The sequence below is a fragment of the Cytobacillus spongiae genome (genome assembly GCF_021390075.1).
Genome location: NZ_CP089997.1, coordinates 2,672,428 through 2,689,934, shown reverse-complemented (window position 1 = coordinate 2,689,934; position 17,507 = coordinate 2,672,428). Strand labels below are relative to the sequence as shown.

At 38.8% G+C, this 17,507-nt stretch carries 20 protein-coding genes; 17 read left to right on the top strand and 3 right to left on the bottom strand.

What is annotated here, in order from left to right; translation table 11 throughout:
- Nucleotides 1–41 precede the first annotated feature (41 nt).
- Genes LS684_RS13655 through LS684_RS13640 form a run of 4 tightly spaced genes read left to right on the top strand, consistent with a single transcriptional unit; the run spans nt 42 to nt 3,152 of the window.
- Nucleotides 42–662 (top strand): stage V sporulation protein AA, encoded by a 621-nt coding sequence (locus LS684_RS13655; RefSeq protein WP_233811659.1) that lies wholly within the window; start codon nt 42–44, stop codon nt 660–662.
- Nucleotides 652–1,074: a stage V sporulation protein AB gene (locus LS684_RS13650; protein ID WP_233806716.1), complete on the top strand. Its 423-nt coding sequence runs from the start codon at nt 652–654 to the stop codon at nt 1,072–1,074. The genes LS684_RS13655 and LS684_RS13650 overlap by 11 nt, the downstream gene beginning before the upstream one ends.
- Nucleotides 1,075–1,108: 34 nt before the next feature.
- Nucleotides 1,109–1,690 (top strand): stage V sporulation protein SpoVABEA, encoded by a 582-nt coding sequence (spoVAEA, locus tag LS684_RS13645; RefSeq protein ID WP_233806714.1) that lies wholly within the window; start codon nt 1,109–1,111, stop codon nt 1,688–1,690.
- The gene (locus tag LS684_RS13640) at nt 1,671–3,152 is read left to right on the top strand and encodes a spore germination protein (RefSeq protein ID WP_233806712.1); all 1,482 of its coding nucleotides are present in this window, start codon (nt 1,671–1,673) and stop codon (nt 3,150–3,152) included. Before spoVAEA ends, LS684_RS13640 begins: the two co-directional genes overlap by 20 nt.
- A gap of 391 nt (nt 3,153–3,543) precedes the next feature.
- On the opposite strand, the gene LS684_RS13635 is transcribed toward LS684_RS13640, so the two are convergent.
- Nucleotides 3,544–4,413, bottom strand: a complete 870-nt coding sequence (locus LS684_RS13635) for a DUF1002 domain-containing protein (protein ID WP_233806710.1) — start codon at nt 4,411–4,413, stop codon at nt 3,544–3,546.
- Nucleotides 4,414–5,015: 602 nt separating this feature from the next.
- On the opposite strand from LS684_RS13635, the gene LS684_RS13630 reads away from it, so the two are divergent.
- A complete protein-coding gene (locus LS684_RS13630; protein WP_233806709.1) occupies nt 5,016–5,354 on the top strand; it encodes a GNAT family N-acetyltransferase in 339 nt (112 codons plus the stop codon).
- A gap of 30 nt (nt 5,355–5,384) precedes the next feature.
- On the opposite strand, the gene LS684_RS13625 is transcribed toward LS684_RS13630, so the two are convergent.
- Both LS684_RS13625 and LS684_RS13620 read right to left on the bottom strand, forming a co-directional pair.
- Nucleotides 5,385–5,912 (bottom strand): DUF309 domain-containing protein, encoded by a 528-nt coding sequence (locus tag LS684_RS13625; protein WP_233806708.1) that lies wholly within the window; start codon nt 5,910–5,912, stop codon nt 5,385–5,387.
- A 123-nt stretch (nt 5,913–6,035) separates the two neighbouring features.
- Nucleotides 6,036–6,131 carry a YjcZ family sporulation protein gene (locus tag LS684_RS13620; RefSeq protein WP_233806707.1) on the bottom strand — a complete coding sequence of 32 codons (96 nt, stop codon included), beginning with the start codon at nt 6,129–6,131 and terminating at the stop codon, nt 6,036–6,038.
- Nucleotides 6,132–6,363: 232 nt separating this feature from the next.
- On the opposite strand from LS684_RS13620, the gene LS684_RS13615 reads away from it, so the two are divergent.
- The 12 genes from LS684_RS13615 (at nt 6,364) to ccsB (ending at nt 17,390) form a co-directional block, all read left to right on the top strand.
- Nucleotides 6,364–7,131, top strand: a complete 768-nt coding sequence (locus tag LS684_RS13615; protein WP_233806706.1) for a segregation/condensation protein A — start codon at nt 6,364–6,366, stop codon at nt 7,129–7,131.
- Entirely contained in the window at nt 7,118–7,705 is a 588-nt protein-coding gene (scpB, locus tag LS684_RS13610; protein WP_233806705.1) for an SMC-Scp complex subunit ScpB, read from the top strand. The genes LS684_RS13615 and scpB overlap by 14 nt, the downstream gene beginning before the upstream one ends.
- Nucleotides 7,706–7,903: 198 nt before the next feature.
- Complete coding sequence (locus LS684_RS13605; RefSeq protein WP_233806704.1) at nt 7,904–8,323, top strand: hypothetical protein; 420 nt, start codon at nt 7,904–7,906, stop codon at nt 8,321–8,323.
- A gap of 28 nt (nt 8,324–8,351) precedes the next feature.
- Nucleotides 8,352–8,840 carry a YpuI family protein gene (locus LS684_RS13600; RefSeq protein WP_233806702.1) on the top strand — a complete coding sequence of 163 codons (489 nt, stop codon included), beginning with the start codon at nt 8,352–8,354 and terminating at the stop codon, nt 8,838–8,840.
- A 206-nt stretch (nt 8,841–9,046) separates the two neighbouring features.
- On the top strand, nt 9,047–9,937 hold the full coding sequence (locus tag LS684_RS13595; RefSeq protein ID WP_233806701.1) for a superoxide dismutase: 891 nt from the start codon (nt 9,047–9,049) through the stop codon (nt 9,935–9,937).
- A 129-nt stretch (nt 9,938–10,066) separates the two neighbouring features.
- Entirely contained in the window at nt 10,067–11,215 is a 1,149-nt protein-coding gene (locus LS684_RS13590) for a D-alanyl-D-alanine carboxypeptidase family protein (protein ID WP_233806700.1), read from the top strand.
- Nucleotides 11,208–11,795: a nucleoside recognition domain-containing protein gene (locus tag LS684_RS13585; protein WP_233806699.1), complete on the top strand. Its 588-nt coding sequence runs from the start codon at nt 11,208–11,210 to the stop codon at nt 11,793–11,795. The genes LS684_RS13590 and LS684_RS13585 overlap by 8 nt, the downstream gene beginning before the upstream one ends.
- Nucleotides 11,796–11,802: 7 nt before the next feature.
- On the top strand, nt 11,803–12,333 hold the full coding sequence (locus LS684_RS13580) for a spore maturation protein (protein WP_233806698.1): 531 nt from the start codon (nt 11,803–11,805) through the stop codon (nt 12,331–12,333).
- A gap of 858 nt (nt 12,334–13,191) precedes the next feature.
- Nucleotides 13,192–13,917: a 23S rRNA pseudouridine(2605) synthase RluB gene (gene rluB, locus LS684_RS13575; protein ID WP_233806697.1), complete on the top strand. Its 726-nt coding sequence runs from the start codon at nt 13,192–13,194 to the stop codon at nt 13,915–13,917.
- Between the two features lie 100 nt (nt 13,918–14,017).
- Nucleotides 14,018–14,542 carry a thiol-disulfide oxidoreductase ResA gene (resA, locus tag LS684_RS13570; RefSeq protein WP_233806696.1) on the top strand — a complete coding sequence of 175 codons (525 nt, stop codon included), beginning with the start codon at nt 14,018–14,020 and terminating at the stop codon, nt 14,540–14,542.
- Between the two features lie 19 nt (nt 14,543–14,561).
- Nucleotides 14,562–16,187 (top strand): cytochrome c biogenesis protein ResB, encoded by a 1,626-nt coding sequence (gene resB / locus LS684_RS13565; protein ID WP_233806695.1) that lies wholly within the window; start codon nt 14,562–14,564, stop codon nt 16,185–16,187.
- Nucleotides 16,188–16,202: 15 nt separating this feature from the next.
- Nucleotides 16,203–17,390 (top strand): c-type cytochrome biogenesis protein CcsB, encoded by a 1,188-nt coding sequence (gene ccsB, locus LS684_RS13560; RefSeq protein ID WP_233806693.1) that lies wholly within the window; start codon nt 16,203–16,205, stop codon nt 17,388–17,390.
- The last annotated feature ends 117 nt before the right edge of the window (nt 17,391–17,507 follow it).

Here is a 17,507-nt window from a genome sequence, read left to right as displayed (position 1 = left end):
ACTATTTATACAAGGAAATCCATGTGTGGGAAGTGAACATGATGGAAACAACGGTATATATTCGCATGCGTCATCGAATTCAAGTGCGTCCCCACGACACCGTCGTTTTACAAGATATAGCCCAAATCATAACAGATGATGCTGTATATGAAGAGTTAAAGACTTTGCCCATTCATCAGGTCTCAACCCATGATCAAAACATCATAATTGTCGATGTGATGCGGGTAGTGAAGGGGATTACAGAAGTAAACCCTGAATACGAGGTACAAACCATAGGTTCCTCTCAGACCATTATTGAAGTGGTTTTTAAGAAAAAAGGAGTTTCGATTCCTTTTTTTATATTAATATGGCTACTGCTCTTTTTTGGAGCAGCACTTGCAATAATGAATTTTCATGAGGATGTTAGCATGCAGTCGGTTCATCAGCGCATTTATAAGCTGATAACTGGAAGGGCCATTGAGCAGCCACTAATTTTCCAAATTCCCTATTCGATCGGCCTAGGGCTCGGGATGATATTATTTTTTAATCATGTGTTTCGAAAGAGAATTAATGAGGAACCAAGTCCACTAGAAGTCGAAATGTTCAACTATCAACAAGATTTAGATCAATACGTGATTATGAATGAAAACAAGGAAAGTATGAAACAGCTTCATGACCATTAGTATTCTTTTTGTCATCTTTGTAGGGTTTGCTGGTGGACTTGCAGTAGGTTCAGGGTTTGTTGCATTTTTAACCGTATTAGGAGTGATCCCGCGCCTAACCCAACTGTCAAAAACGATGAAAATGATTCACTCCTATGAGTGGGCGGTTGTGACCGGGGCGGTAGGGGGAACAGTTGCTAGTCTAACAAGCTTTCAGCTTTCAATCAATGCGTTTGTTCTTATCCCTCTAGGGCTTGCCTGTGGTACATTTGTTGGCTTGCTAGCGGCAGCACTCACTGAAGTATTAAATGTATTGCCCATTCTGTCGAAGCGAGTGGGCGTAGATGATCGCATTGTCATCCTTTTAATGGCTATTGTACTAGGTAAAGTATTAGGCTCATTGTTTCATTGGATCTATTACGTCGATCTTTAAGCTACTTAATCTGAAAAGGAAAGGACATCATCGCATGAGTGATCGGAGGCGTGTCATATTAATAACTGATGGGGACGAATATGCAAGGAAGGCAGTGGAGGTTGTTGCCACTGAAATTGGCGGTAGATGCATCACGATGTCACATGGCAATCCAACTACTCTTTCAGGCCCCCAAATGGTGGAATTAATAAAGAAAGCACCGAATGATCCCATCTTAGTGATGTTTGACGATAGTGGTTTTATTGGAGAAGGATACGGTGAGCGCGCCTTAAAGTATGTAGCTACACATCCTGATATTGAAGTGCTTGGAGTTATTGCAGTAGCCTCTAGAACAAGACAGGAAGAGTGGACGAGGGTCGATATCTGTATCGATAAGGATGGAGAATTAACCCCATATGGTGTTGATAAATATGGAATACGAGAAATGGAAATTGGCAGAATATATGGAGACACGGTGTATTCACTAGATGAACTCGATGTCCCGATTATTATTGGTGTTGGCGATATTGGGAAAATGGGAAAGAAGGATCATTTCGAACAGGGTGCACCTGTTACTCGGAAAGCTGTGGAAGTAGTGTTAGAAAGGAGTGGATATAATGGGAATCGATCAAGCTAAAAAGCCCATCCCTGAATCACTGCAAGAAGTTGAGCAATTTATGAAGGATCGAATAGGACTAGGAACTAGCTTTGATCTAGGCGTAAGGAAATTTAAGGTGCTTCGAAAGGATGTCCACTTTTATTATTGTAATGGACTTTGTGATACCCAATTTATGATGGAATTATTTGAAGAAATTGTCGGCATTAATGATCATGAAAAGCTGTCGACAAATTTGTTTTCAATGGTTGAAAATCGCTTGGTCCATCAGTCTGTTACACCGCTTAAAACGCTTGATGAACTTGTCGATCAAGTACTTTCTGGGTTAATTATAGTACTTGTAGAAGGAGAAGCAAAGGCATTAGCAGTTGATGTTCGGAGCTATCCAGGCAGACAGCCTCAAGAGCCAGATACAGAAAAAGTCATCCGAGGCTCACGTGATGGGTACGTTGAAAACATTATTGTAAACACGGCATTGACACGTAGGCGAATTCGAGATGAGCGTCTTCGATTTGAAATCTTAAATGCAGGTGAACGCTCTAAAACCGACATAGCGATTGGCTACATAAAGGATGTAGCCAATAAGGACTTAATTGATGTAATCAAAAAAGAGATAGAAAGCATTGATATTGATGGCTTACCAATGGCAGATAAAACGGTTGAAGAATTTCTAGTGAAGCAAGGCTATAATCCGTATCCTCTTGTAAGGTATACAGAGCGTCCGGATGTAGCTGCAAGTCATTTATTGGAAGGACACGTCCTTATTTTCGTTGATACGTCCTCAAGTATCATTATTACACCGACCACCTATTTTCATCATTTACAGCATGCAGAAGAATACCGCCAGTCGCCAGCGGTAGGAACATTTGTTAGATGGACTCGATTCCTAGGTGTCATTGCTTCAATATTTTTGTTGCCTTTATGGTTTTTATTTGTATTAGAACCCTCGCTTTTGCCAGAGCGAATTGCGTTTATTGGGCCGAATGAACAAACGAATATCCCAATAGTTGTTCAGATTTTCTTAGCGGATTTAGGGTTGCTGTTTCTAAGGATCGCTGCGATTCATACCCCAACACCTTTAGCAACCGCCATGGGGTTAATTGCAGCGGTTTTAATTGGACAGATTGCCATAGATGTAGGGCTGTTTGTTCCGGAAGTCATTTTATATGTGGCTGTAGCAGCGATTGGAACTTTTTCAACGCCAAGTTATGAATTAAGTATTGCAAATAAAATGGCTCGGTTGGTGTTATTGGCATTAGTGGCGATGTTCCACACACCAGGGCTTGTTATCGGTACGACGATTTATGTTTTGTTTTTAACAGGTATACGTTCTCTTAATACGCCATATTTATGGCCGTTTCTTCCGTTTAGTCCAGGTGCGTTGCTGACGATTTTTATTAGAAAATCAACGCCAGGAGCAAAAATAAGGCCTAGTATTGTGAAGGCGAAGAATCGTTTAAGTCAGCCTTCAGGGAATAAGTAAGATGACTTGAAGCCGTTTGACACCTGCGGGATGAAGAGGAAAAGTCAAGACCCCACAGGCAAAGTCGAGGAGGCTTGACTTCATCCACGCGGAAAACAAGTGGATGAAGCGCAATGGAACGAACGGGCTGTATAGTAAAATACTCATATTGGTTTGTTGTTTGCTATTATTTCCAAATTAGTCTACGAGTTAACGGGTATGGAGCTTGTTTCGATTATGTAAATTTGCGTTTGTGTGTTGGATCTTGGCTGATACGTAAACCCTTTAGGTGTAAGTACATTTTGGCTCTAATTAGATAAAACTCTCTCATGAATATTTTAAATAATAAAGACAGGAGCCAAACTCAAACAATGAGTTTGGCTCCTGTCTAATGCTTTGTAAAGGCACATGTTTATTTTGAGAAGAATGATTTTATGGCATCAATGACAGCAATAAAAAATTCTTTAAGCTTATCAAGGAAGCCTTGTCCTTCTTCACTTTCGAGAAAATTGCTGATTTTATCTTTTGCTTGATTAATTTGTTCCCCTACCTGATTCCAGTCAATATTTAAGTCTTTTAATCGATTAAATAATTCAATTAAGCTTTGGATTTCTTGTTCTGTTAGAGTAATTCCAAGCTCTTTGGCTGCTTGTTCGATGATTGCCCTGAGGTCGGCATCATTCTGCGGAGCATTTTTTGCCATTTCTTCTTTAATTTTCGCGATTAATGCGGCGGCATTTTCTTTTCCGACGGATTCTCCTAACTCAGCGGTCTTCACCATCTCCTCATTTGCCGCTTGCTTAACATCTTCTGGAATCGATTCTTCTGCAGATATTTCATATGCTTTAATAATCCCTGTAAGAGCGGCTGTACCGGAAACAGGTATTGGTGCAGTAATATAGATGCTTGCATCCTTTACTCCCGCAGTAATCAGAGCGTTAATATACATTTCATCAGTTACCCAATTAATATTATTGGTTTCCACCTCGAGGCCGGTTCCTTCAGCGGCAACGGTAATAGCAGAAGAAGAAATAGCTCTTGTTCCAATAAGGGCTTTAGAGATGTACTTTCCTAAATATTGATGTTCTTCCTGGTTCGATACGGTGACCATTTGTACATTTTCTGGTGCATTCATTTCCTGCAAGAGCGACTGCTTTTGTTCCTCTGACAGATTTTCACCTAAAGTGACAATCATATCTCCTTCAGCGAGGTCAGCTAAGCTTTGCACTGGAAGGATGAGTAGTAATAGCAATATCAGTGGCAGCAATTTATGTTTTATCATAGAGAACCTCCTCAAATGGGTGTGTGATCACATAAGTAATAGACGATTGGGAACGTAGAAAAGTTTCTGTTTTCTTGTACTCTTAGTCGTAATTGCCTATGGTCATTCATGAACTTGTCAAATTAATTATGCATATTTACATAAGAAATTCAATGGATTTCAGTCTGTGTATAGTGTAGAATAAATTTCAGTTATAAGAAACTCCTGTGGCATTGAAGAACAGCGTAAGTATGGCCGAACGCAATGAAGGAGCACCTGTCGAAAGGGAGGGCATTATATGGAAAAAAAGAAAAATGGGATTGTATTTATATTAATCTTAGTATTTGCAATTATTTGGGGTGTTATTTACTGGTTGTTCATTGCACCGAATAGTTAAACACAGGGGATTGAACTACAAGTTGGTTTTATGTATGATAAGAACGGAATATCATAAGTGTCACATTCTAAAAGAGAATACATATAATGAATGTAAGTTTACGACTGTTTGTTTTTGGAAAAAATAAGGGTATTGCACATTGACAGGCTAGTTGTTCAATGTGAAGAAAAGAACGCTTTGTGTAAATATTTTACGAAAATGTTCTATTTATAATGAGGGATCCTATATGTTAATTCGCTATAAAAAAACGTTTGAAAAGATTGCAATGGGTTTACTTTCTTTTATGCCTCAAGAAAAAGAGTTAAAGAAATTGCAACTAACGATGAAGAAATATGAAACCGAAGAGGATTGGCAGCTTTTTTTATGGAAGGATGAAGACATCATTGGCTTAATTGGCGTCATCATGTTAGATGATTCATCAATTATGGTTCAACATATATCAGTAAATCCGTCGCATCGACTACAAGGAATCGGAAAAAAGATGGTACAAGCGTTAAAAGAGCTCTATCCGAATAAGGAGTTTACTTCTAATGATGAAACCGCTCCATTTTTAGAAAAGTGTTAGAAAAAAGATATGAAAGACAGAGAGGGGTATTTAATCTCTGTCTTTTTTGTTCTTGTCTTGCATGGCGTTTATTCGTTCAGAAATGACGTTACTTCTATCCCTAAGCATATGGCGATGAATAATATGTTCATTTAGTATATCGCTTTCAGCACCCCATGCCATCGAATTTTCCATACAATATGTAGCACATTGGTGCACTAAACCTTCCTCTCTAAGTGGGATGGAAACACTTTTGTATGCTGAGTTTGAATGGATGGCTGTCATTTGTTCATTGATGATTGACAGAAGAGCATCTGAATCGATCCCAAGCTTTTCTAACTCATGCTTCTGTGGTCGAAGAATATCATAGGCCTTCTTTAAAGTCCGATAAGCTCCTTTAAGGTTATTGCGGCGAAAGTGGTAATTTCCAACTGCAAATTGGATAAGGCCCACCCAGAGAGATTGTTTATTTCTGGGATCGACTGATTTCCAATACTCTTCTAAAATTTCATGGCACTCAAAATAATCTCGATCTCCATGAAAATGAGCTAAAAACTGGATATATTCTCTCGGATACATGAGAAATCCCCCTTTGATAAGGCTATGCCTATTTTAGCATAAACAGTTGGACGAGATAAAAAGGCAATGTCTAGAAACGTAGACATTGCCTTTAGAGGTTTCATAAAAAGCTTTGACATTATATTATAACCAAGCAGCACCAACGATGATTAATAGAATGAAAAGAACAACGATTAAAGCGAAGCCTGCTCCGTAACCAAATCCACCAGCTTGTGACATATTCAATTACCTCCTCTTTGTTAGTTACAATTCCATCCTATGTACGTTTGCCGGTTTGTGTATGGGCGATGGTCCATTTACTGCTTGATAATTTTGCAAGAGGGTTATTTTTCTATTGGATAACGCAGTTTAATCCTCTATACTATTAATAGTCATTTTCACTGTGACTATTTATGATGCAATAAAATGAACTAGCTTCAATACGTAAATAAAAGGAATTATGGTGGATTAGATGCAATATAACGTAAAGATTGATTCATTTGAAGGGCCGCTTGATTTGCTGCTTCATTTAATCAATCGTCTAGAAATTGATATATATGATATTCCGGTCTCTAAAATAACGGAGCAATACCTGACCTATATACATACGATGCAGGAGCTTCAATTGGATATTGCGAGTGAATATTTGGTGATGGCTGCTACATTGCTAGAGATTAAAAGTAAAATGCTATTGCCGAAACATGAAGAAGAAATAGTAGAGGACGATCTAGGTTTAGAGTATGAAATGGACCCTCGTGATGAACTTGTTGAGAGATTGATAGAATATAAAAAATACAAAGAAGCTGCAGATGAATTTAAATCACTTGAGCAGGAGAGAAGCTTATTTTTCACAAAGCCTCCAAGCGATTTATCAGAGTTTACGAAGGATGTTCAGACAGATAAGGTTGACTTAAATGTGTCATTATATGATATGCTAAGTGCATTTCAAAAATTAATGCGCCGAAAAAAGCTACAAAAGCCGTTATCTACGAAAATTACTCGCCAGGAAATTCCGATTGAAAAACGCATGGAAGAAATACTGGACAATCTTCGTATGGTCAAAGGGAGAATGAGCTTTCATGAGCTTTTTCCTTTCCCTGAAAAGGAGCATATCGTTGTCACTTTTTTAGCTGTATTAGAATTAATGAAACGAAAAGAAATACATGTAGAGCAAGAGCATAATTTTGCAGAAATATTTGTTGCTGCAAAGGAAGGAGTAGAATTAGTTGGGGATCGTTAATTGGAGTGGAATTGTGGAAAGTCTATTGTTTGCCGCAGGTGATGAGGGGCTTTCGTTAAAGCAGATTTCCCAAGTATTAGAGATTGATGAAGTACAAGCAGAAGCAATTATGCTAGAACTAATGGAAGACTATCATCAAAGTGAAAAGCGTGGAATAACGATTGTTCAATTAGCTGGAACGTATCAGTTTGCTACAAAAAAAGAGCACTCCCCCTATTTGAAAAAACTAGTGGAGTCTCCGAACGTCTCGACTTTATCTCAAGCAGCATTAGAAACTCTAGCGATTGTTGCGTATAAACAGCCGATTACGCGAGCTGAGATTGAGGAAATCCGTGGAGTGAAGACCGAGAGGCCGCTTCAAACATTAGTAGCAAAGGCGCTTATTAAGGAAGTTGGTCGAGCAGAAGGAACTGGCCGAGCCTATTTATACGGAACGACGAAGGAATTCTTAGATTACTTCGGTCTCAAGAACATTAAAGAGCTTCCACCATTACCTGAAAGAGAAGATGATGATTTAGGACAAGATGAAGCAGATCTCTTTTTTGAGAAATTTCAAGAAACAATTGAAAATTGAGTTTTCTGACACATTTAATCGATTTTATGGTAATATGATGATAACTTTTAAAATGCTTCATTGCTGATAATGAAGCATTTTTCTATACCATTCGGTTGAAATTTGAAAACTAACTAGACGAGTGCAGTACATGAAATGACTTTTTTGAGAATATACATATTTCACTTCGGCAGTTAGTTTAAAGGGAGGATCCATAACTTGATTATTCAGCATTGTCGAGGATATGAATTAGAAAAAGCCCAATCTAATACGTCAGAAGATTTTTTTAACAGAAGCGAGATTTGTTATATCGAAGATGGACAAGAGCGATCACTTCATGTTCTTTATGTCCGTTATTTTGAGGAACAAATGGCAGAGTTTACACCATTTTCATCGGATCCTGTTTTTCAGGCAGGAGATAGACAAGTGGAATTTAAAGACCTTGTTGCATTAGCTTGTTTGCTCAATCATCCAGGCTTCCGGCATCGAAAGAGAGTCTATATAAACAATCAAGCGGAATTTGCCTCTTTTTTCAAGACACTCGATTTTGAGAAGCTCCCTAAGCTATTTGAAGAGTTAGAGACAAAACAAAGCTTTGAAGTGAGATCACCTTTAGAATATATCGTACAGCCATCATAATATTACGGACGAATAAGGGGTGGAGATTGTGGGGAATACCATCGTAAAATCTCAATTAGAAGATGTAAGCAGTTTTTTACAAACAACAGTTCAAGAACTTGAGGATTTCTTAAATAAAACGACATTGGCCGCTCTGATGAATGAAAAGCAAGGGGATGAAGAATATTATAAAGCCATTCTCTCTCATATGAGAAAGCTCCTTGTTTATTGTGAAGAAGGACTAGATGCATGTCATGTCATTTTACAAGGTGTCTCTTTTCAAAAAGGGGCAGCTGAGAAGACGCTTTATCGAATTTATCACCAATGTATTGAGGAATTCTTCTCTCCAAAAAATGATGCATGGTTTGAAAACAGTCGCTCAGCTTATACAGGGAAAAACGCAATTAAGCTAAAGTCTGAAGTTCCAGATAGCCTAGTAAGGCTTTTCAAAGGACTAGAAGGCGACTTTCAACGGATTCGTGAAGAGTTAGAATACTACGAAACAGACTACCGTACGAAAATGACACAAACGAAATAACGAGCTAGAAAAAGGAATGGCGCTTAGTCGCTCATTCTTTTTTTGTGTTGGCATCTCTGGGTACCCCTTACCCCTTTGAAGCCAGATGTAGGAATAACTCAAGATTAGTATGTAAATTGGCTTATGATAAATTCGGACTTGGTAGAGTAATTTTTCCAAATGTATGTCATACGATAGAAGGAATACATTGGGGAAAGAGGGATTAAATGAGCCGTTTTTATGATTATCTTCAAGAGGTTTCTAAGTGGAATAAGGAACTACGCTCGTTTCTTGAAACCCAAACGGTTAACGAAAGGGAAGAGATATGGGGAAAGCTTGATCGGTTTTCAGCAATTGTTGACGGGGCTTCGACGAACTTATCACAAGAAGAAATCGAAGCGATCCAATCGGAAGTGGACTTGTTACAGGATGAGGTGGAAAGCTATTTTGAACAAAGACAACAGATTGGAAATATCTATCTTCAAGAGCCATATGTAGCTGCAGGGGAACATACTTTACCTAGCCTTCCATATCCTTATGATGCCCTTGAACCATATATTGATAAGGAAATCATGAAGCTTCACCATGACAAGCATCATCAATCATATGTAGATGGCTTAAATAAAGCAGAGCTAAAGTTAGTAGAAGCAAGGAAAGCGAATGACTTCGGGCTCGTCAAGCACTGGTCAAGGGAGCTTGCCTTTCATGGCTCGGGGCATTACTTACACACCATCTTTTGGAACAATATGAGTCCAAGAGGAGGAGGCAAGCCTTCGGGTCCTTTACTAAAAGAAATAGAAAAGTATTTTGGAAGCTTTGAAGCTTTTAAAAAGCACTTTAGTGAGGCAGCCAAACAAGTGGAGGGTGTTGGCTGGGCTATCTTAGTTTGGTCTCCTCGGTCTCGACATTTAGAAATTCTTCAATCGGAGAGACACATGCTTTTAACTCAATGGGACACGATTCCACTCCTTGCTCTGGATGTTTGGGAGCATGCTTACTACTTGCAATATAAAAATAACCGCGGGAAGTATGTAGACAACTGGTGGAATGTGGTCTATTGGAGAGATGTTGAACAACGATTTGAAAAAGCAAAGCAATTGAAATGGACTCCAGCCTGATCTTCAAGCGAAAAGCGTATACTGCTTTTCGCTTTTTTCTTTTCTTTGCTAAATTCCTTCATCTAGTCATATCAAAACTTGTCCTGCATACACTTGTACAAACCAATAAAAGAGACGAGGTTTTGTTTGATGAAGTTAAAATTGAAGTGGCTCATTTCCTCCCTCACTGTCTCGCTGCTTTTCCTGCTGCTTCCTGAAAATACGAAGGCCATTTCCGTAAGTGCAAGGGGCGCGGTGCTAATCGAGCAGGAATCAGGGCGGATTTTATATGAGAAAGAAGCGAATACGAAAATGAGAATCGCCAGCATTACCAAAATCATGACAGCCATTATAGCCATTGAATCAGGCAAAATGGATGAAATGGTGAAAGTGAGCGAGAAGGCAGTTCGAACGGAAGGCTCTTCGGTTTACTTAAAGCCAGGGGAGAAAATTAAGCTGGAAGATCTTGTTTATGGATTGATGCTACGATCTGGGAATGATGCAGCGGTAGCAATTGCAGAACATGTGGGAGGGAGCTTAGATGGGTTTGTCTATTTAATGAACCAGAAAGCAAATGAAATCGGGATGAGCAACACCCATTTTGCCAATCCGCATGGGCTAGATGATCATGAGAATCATCTTTCTACGGCATTTGACATGGCTTTATTAACAAGATATGCAATGGAAAATGAAGTCTACCAAAGAATATCGGGCACGGAGGTTCATAAAGCGCCTAACCCTACTGAAAAATGGGACAGAGTATGGAAAAATAAAAATCGCCTGTTAACCCAACTATATGATTATTGTACAGGGGGAAAAACGGGGTATACGAAACGAGCAAAACGAACATTAGTCAGTACAGCATCCAAGGAAGAGATGAATTTAATAGCTGTTACACTTAATGCGCCAGATGACTGGAATGACCACATCGCAATGTATGAAAGTGCATTTAAAACATATGATATGGCAGAAATTTTAGAAGAAGGGGATCTTTCGGTAGAGGTAGACGATTTTTATCAAGATAAGCTAATTATCAAACAACCGTATGTTTATCCGGTAAAAGGGGACGAACGAGAGTTGTTTCGAGTGGAATATAAACTACAGAAGCCACAGGACGATTGGGAAGATGGAAAAGAGGTTCCAACAGTTGTGGGCAGAGCGATTATCTACTTAGACGAGAAGCCGATTCATCAATCTTCTATTTACTTCAAACAAGAATTTATCAAAGAAGAGAAATCATTTTTTGATTTTTTTAAGGGGATTTTCTCCTCAATCATCGGTGTGAAATCATATGGTTAACATCATCTGGGTAGCAATGACCGTCATCGGCATTCTCTTTGCGATCATAAACGGAACGATGAATGAGGTAAATGAAGCCGTCTTTAATGGAGCGAAGGAAGCAGTCACTTTATGTATAGGATTGATTAGTATTCTCGTCTTTTGGTTAGGTATTATGCGGATTGCGGAGGATGCAGGCCTTTTGAAAAAATTATCCTTTCTCTTTCGTCCGATCGTTAAGAGACTTTTTCCAGAAGTTCCAAAGGATCATCCAGCGATGGGCTATATCTTATCCAATATGATGGCGAACATGTTTGGCCTCGGAAATGCTGCCACACCCCTTGGAATTAAGGCGATGGAGGAGCTAAGAGAGTTAAATGGAGGAAAGGATTCAGCGAGTAGGTCCATGATTACCTTTTTAGCTATTAATACATCAAGCTTAACTCTAATTCCAACGACGGTCATTGCAATTCGAATGAATTATGACTCAGCAGCACCGACGGAAATTGTAGGAACCACATTAGTTGCCACCTTTTGCTCTACGATAGGTGCGATATTAATAGACCGTTATTTTCATTATAGAAGAAGCCGCAAAGGATGAAATCAATATGGAGATCATTACAACAATTTCATTATGGTTTATTCCCGTATTAATCGGCTCTATTCTATTGTACGGGACATTTAAGCAGGTTCCCACGTATGAAAGTTTTGTAGAAGGCGGAAAAGAAGGCATCAAAATAGCTGTTTCTATCATTCCTTTTCTTGTGGGAATGCTTGTTGCGATATCCGTTTTTAGAGCTTCTGGTGCATTGGAATATATGATTGATTTGATCAGACCAGCACTTGAGGCAATCGGATTTCCAGCAGAGATTGCACCCTTAGCGATTATTCGGCCCATCTCAGGAACTGCTGCTCTTGGCATGACTAGTGACTTAATCGCTACCTATGGTCCGGATTCCTTTATTGGCCGTCTAGCCTCTACTCTACAAGGCAGCACCGACACGACTTTCTATGTACTAACCGTCTACTTTGGGGCTGTCGGAATTAAGAAAATGGGAGATGCCCTTAAGGTAGGTCTTCTGGCAGACCTCGTTGGAATCATTGCAACAGTCGTCATAGTTACTCTAGTATTTGGATAATCGGAAGAGAAAAAGATACCCATTGATTTTGGGTATCTTTTTCTTTGGGAATAAGCGGAGCGAGTTTTTGTTTTACGGGAAATTGAAAAATAGGGAGAAAAAGCTGATTTGGTGTGTAGGAGAACGATTACAAGTTGGCTAGGTACAAAACTTCGATCGAAGAAATGTGAGTACCATGCAAAAAATGGAGTGGTATAAGAAAAGACAGACTGATCGCATGCCAAACATTGATCAAGTATAATGAATAAAATACGGTAACTTTAAAGAAAGTTGAGTGATTGGAGTGAAAACAGCATAAATGGAGGTCAACCCGAAGTAGGAAATAGCCAAAGTGAGCGAAAAGTGGACAAACGTGAGCGGAAAATTTCGAATAGGAGCGAATTCATACCGAATAGGAGCGAAAAATCAAGAAAAGCGAGCGAAATCCGCTTAGGTGTGATCGAACGCTCAAAAAAGGATCGAACGCTCACTAGTTGGCCAGGTGCAAATCATTGATCGAGATGAGAGTGTGAAAGAAAAGACAAATTATCATGTATCAAATACCGATCGAGAAAAGAGTACGCTAGAATAAACTTGTTGTCCTCCAACGTAATGGAGATGAAACCTGATAGTGTGAGAGTACTAGAAAATATCGTATCAATACCTTCCAACAAAACACATATCCACGAGAACAGTAGCTTAAAAAGGTCATCACTTATATTCACCCCTCATTTCTGATTTCTTCATTTAATCCACTAATTAGATTCCCTTCATAAATAGTCAAAAAAATTGCTTACTTTGAAAACGTTCAAAATTGTGTCATAATGCATTAGGATGGAAAAGAATTTAGATACATCCGAAATATATGAGGTGAAATAAATGGAAAGATTACAAAAAGTTATTGCTCACGCTGGATTTGCATCAAGAAGGAAAGCGGAAGAGCTTATCGTAGAAGGAAGAGTAAAAGTGAACGGCAAAGTGGTTAAGGAGCTTGGGGTAAAAGTAAGTCCTTCCGATCGTGTCGTTGTAGATGGAATCCCTGTTGAACGAGAAGAACCAGTTTATTTTATGTTTTACAAGCCAAGAGGCGTAATTTCAAGTGTCAAGGATGATAAGGGTCGTAAGGTCGTGACAGACTTCTTTGAAAATATTGAACAACGGATTTACCCTGTTGGTCGACTTGATTTTGATACATCTGGGTTATTGCTTCTTACAAATGATGGGGAATTTGCGAATTTACTGATGCATCCGAAAAACGAAATAGAAAAGGTATATGTCGCGAAGGTTAAAGGAATCCCGTCTCGTGAAAATATGAAATTATTAGAAAGAGGAATTAAGCTAGAGGATGGGAAAACCGCTCCAGCAAAGACAAAGCTTCTTTCTATGGATAAGAAAAAGCAAACGGCGATCGTCGAGCTGACGATTCATGAAGGGAAAAATCGCCAAGTTCGAAGAATGTTTGAAGCGATTGGACATGAGGTCATGAAACTGAAACGTGAACGATATGGCTTTTTAACGTTAAAGGGATTAACTCCAGGTGAAATCCGCGAGCTTTCTCCACATGAGGTTAAGCAACTACGTACGTTAGCAAATAAAAGTTCATAGAAGTGTCACACTTATTTAACTATGTAAACAATATCGGCATGTTGAAAAATGCTATAATAGAAAACAATGTGAACATTTTTAAATAGTTGGGGGACTACATATGAAAAAGAAACGATTAGTGCTTCGTACTATCATTTTATTAATATTAGCCGGTGCGGTTGGGTACACATTATATGCCAATCTAACAAAAGATCAAGTTCAAAAAGTAGAAATTGGAAAAATAGCTCCAGACTTTGCACTAGTGGATTTAAACGGTGAAAAGCATAAGCTTTCAGATTATAAGGGGCAAGGCGTCTTCTTAAATTTTTGGGGAACATGGTGTAAGCCGTGTGAAAAAGAAATGCCTTATATGAATAATCAGTATAAGCAATATACAGATCAAGGAGTACAAATTCTCGCAGTTAATGTGGGAGAGTCTGATTTTGCTGTAGAGAAGTTTGTGGAAAGGCATGAGCTTGTGTTCCCAATTGTAAACGATAAAGATGGACAGGTACAAAGTGCTTACGGTATTAATCCATTACCAGTAACCTTTTTAATTGATCCAGAAGGAAAAGTAGTGAAAGTTCATACAGGTTCACTTTCAGAACCAATGGTTAAAGATTTTATGGAACAGATAAAGCCATAAATGACGGGGAGTTATGGAGATGAAAGACGTAAAATGCGAATGTGGGCACGTCAATCCGCATGGTACCGTATTATGTGAATCGTGTGGAAAAGTGTTCGGGGAAGAGGAGAACAATAAGAAGCTTCTTGATATGAGATATGAAGGGAGTGCTAGGCGCTCTCAAACGTATAACAAAACAATTGTTGATAAAATATGGAATTTCTTTTCGTCTGTTAAGGTAGGGGTATGGCTGATTGTAGTTACCTTAATTGCTTCAGCCCTCGGAACGATCCTTCCACAAGAAATGTATATTCCACCTGTCATGCCTGCAGCAGAATATTATGAAGATCAATATGGGTGGATAGGCAAGCTATACTATGAACTAGGTTTTCATAATCTATATAGTTCTTGGTGGTACTTAATTCTGGTTGCATCCATCGGTGTATCACTTGTTATTTGTAGTTTAGACCGTGTTGTTCCACTCTACCGTGCCTTAAAGGTACAACGAGTGACGAGACATGAAGGGTTTATGAAGCGTCAAAGACTATTTGGTGTGACAGAAGAAAACGTTTCAGAAGAAAGCTACATTTCAATTAAAGACAAGCTGAAAGAAAAAAGATACAAAATCCGTGAAGAAAATGGCAATATTTTGGCTGAAAAAGGTCGATTTTCACGATGGGGTCCATATGTAAACCATGTGGGGCTTATTATCTTTTTAATTGGAGGCATGCTCCGATTTGTGCCAGGGATGTACATTGATAAAGTGATCTGGGTTCGTGAAGGTGAAACGAAGGTGATTCCTGAAACAAAAGGGGAATACTACTTAACTAATAATCAATTTATCGTAGAGGTTTATGATAAAGATAAAGATAATGAAGTGTTCAAAGAAGCGATTGATAAAGCTGGGATGGTAGCTAAAAATTATCAATCTGATGTCACGCTCTATAAGACAGATGGACAAGCCGTTACTGGTGAGAAGCCGGAATTGAAGAAAGTGAGAGACTATTCCATTCGGGTGAATGAACCATTGAAATTCGATAACTTTGCTGTCTATCAAGTAGACTATAAGCAAAATGAATTAAATAAAATGACGTTTGCTTTAACAAATAAAGATACAAACGAACAATATGGTAATGTAACTGTTGATCTTTATGATCCGATGCCGTCCTATGAATTAGATGGTGGATATTCAGTAGAGGTAGTTAGTTATTTCCCTGATTTTGAATTTGATGATAATGGTGAGCCGACAACAAAATCACGAATCCCAAATAATCCTGCGTTTGTATTCAAAATGTTTACACCAGATAAGCCAGAAGGAGAAGTTAGCTTTGTAGCGATACAGCAAACGATTGAACCATTTGGAGATAATGATTACAAAATGGCATTTGCTGGAGTAGAAACGAAAAACGTCTCTGGCTTAACCGTTCGAAAAGATTTAACCTTACCGATTATTGCAATTGGTGGTATTATTTTTATGATTGGTGTTGCGCAGGGCTCTTATTGGAATCATCGCCGTATTTGGATTCGCCGTGAAAACGGTGAAGTGTGGGTTGCTGGTCACACAAATAAGAACTGGTTTGGACTTAAGCGTGAAATCAGCTATGTTTTAGCGGATACGCCAGTAAAAGAACCAGAAGATCAAGTTCAAAATGAGAAGAACGGATAGGGGAGGGACACTCGAGTGGCAAATTTGAGTGCGAATTTATTATATGTTGCTTTTATCCTATACTTAATTGCAACTGTATTGTTTGCGGGTTCAATTCGTGATAAGCATATAAAGTCTGGAAAAGAAGGCAAAAACCGTTGGGCAAGCTTTGCCATTTTAACGACTATTATCGGATTTGTAGCCCAACTAGGCTATTTTATTACAAGATGGATTGCTGCTGGACATGCTCCAGTTAGTAACCTATTTGAATTTATTACATTCTTTGGATTGGCTTTAGTAGGAGCGTTTATCGTTATTTACTATATTTATAAAACACCAATGCTAGGCGCATTTACCATGCCAGTAGCCTTGCTTATTATTGCATATGCAAGCATGTTCCCTAGAGAGATTTCTCCGCTGATTCCTGCACTGCAAAGTGACTGGCTGCACATTCATGTAACGACAGCAGCTATTGGGTCTGCGATTCTATCGATTAGCTTTGCAGCCGGTTTATTGTACCTTGTTAAAGCGATTGATCAAACGAAGCCGTCCAAGCAAACTTTTTGGCTGGAGATGGTCATGTATGGAATCATCTGTACTTTAGGCTTTGTTATTGCCACTTCTGTATTTTCTGCAATGGATTACGAAGCTAATTTTAACTGGATTGATAAAAATGAAAAAGAAGCGGTTATGGAATATAAGCTTCCTGCGTTAACTGGCCCACATCAAGGCACACTAACAACTGATGGAGTGATGGAGCCGTTAATTGAAATGCCTGCAATCATTAATGCGAAAAAACTGAATACGTTAACATGGTCTATTTTAGTCGGTTCCGTTCTCTATGCATTATTAAGAGTAATTTTCCGAAAACGACTTGCTGCAGTTCTTCAGCCGTTCGTGAAAAATATTAATTTAGACTTAGTAGATGAAATCAACTATCGTTCTGTACTAATCGGTTTTCCTGTGTTCACATTAGGTGCGCTTATATTTGCAATGATTTGGGCACAAATCGCATGGACAAGGTTCTGGGGATGGGATCCTAAGGAAGTATGGGCATTGATTACCTTCTTATTCTATGCAGCATATCTTCACCTTCGACTTTCCAAGGGCTGGCATGGAGAAAAATCTGCATGGCTTGCGGTCATTGGCTTTGTTATTATTATGTTTAACACAGTGTTTGTAAACCTAGTTATTGCTGGTTTACATTCATATGCTGGTTCATAAGATTATTTTCAATCCAACTACCTGCCTAAGTAGGCCCGATAATTGTTCAAACAACGATTAGTGCAATTTGATAGAACCACTCAATCATTGTCACATTTCGGGAGCCTTCACTTTTTT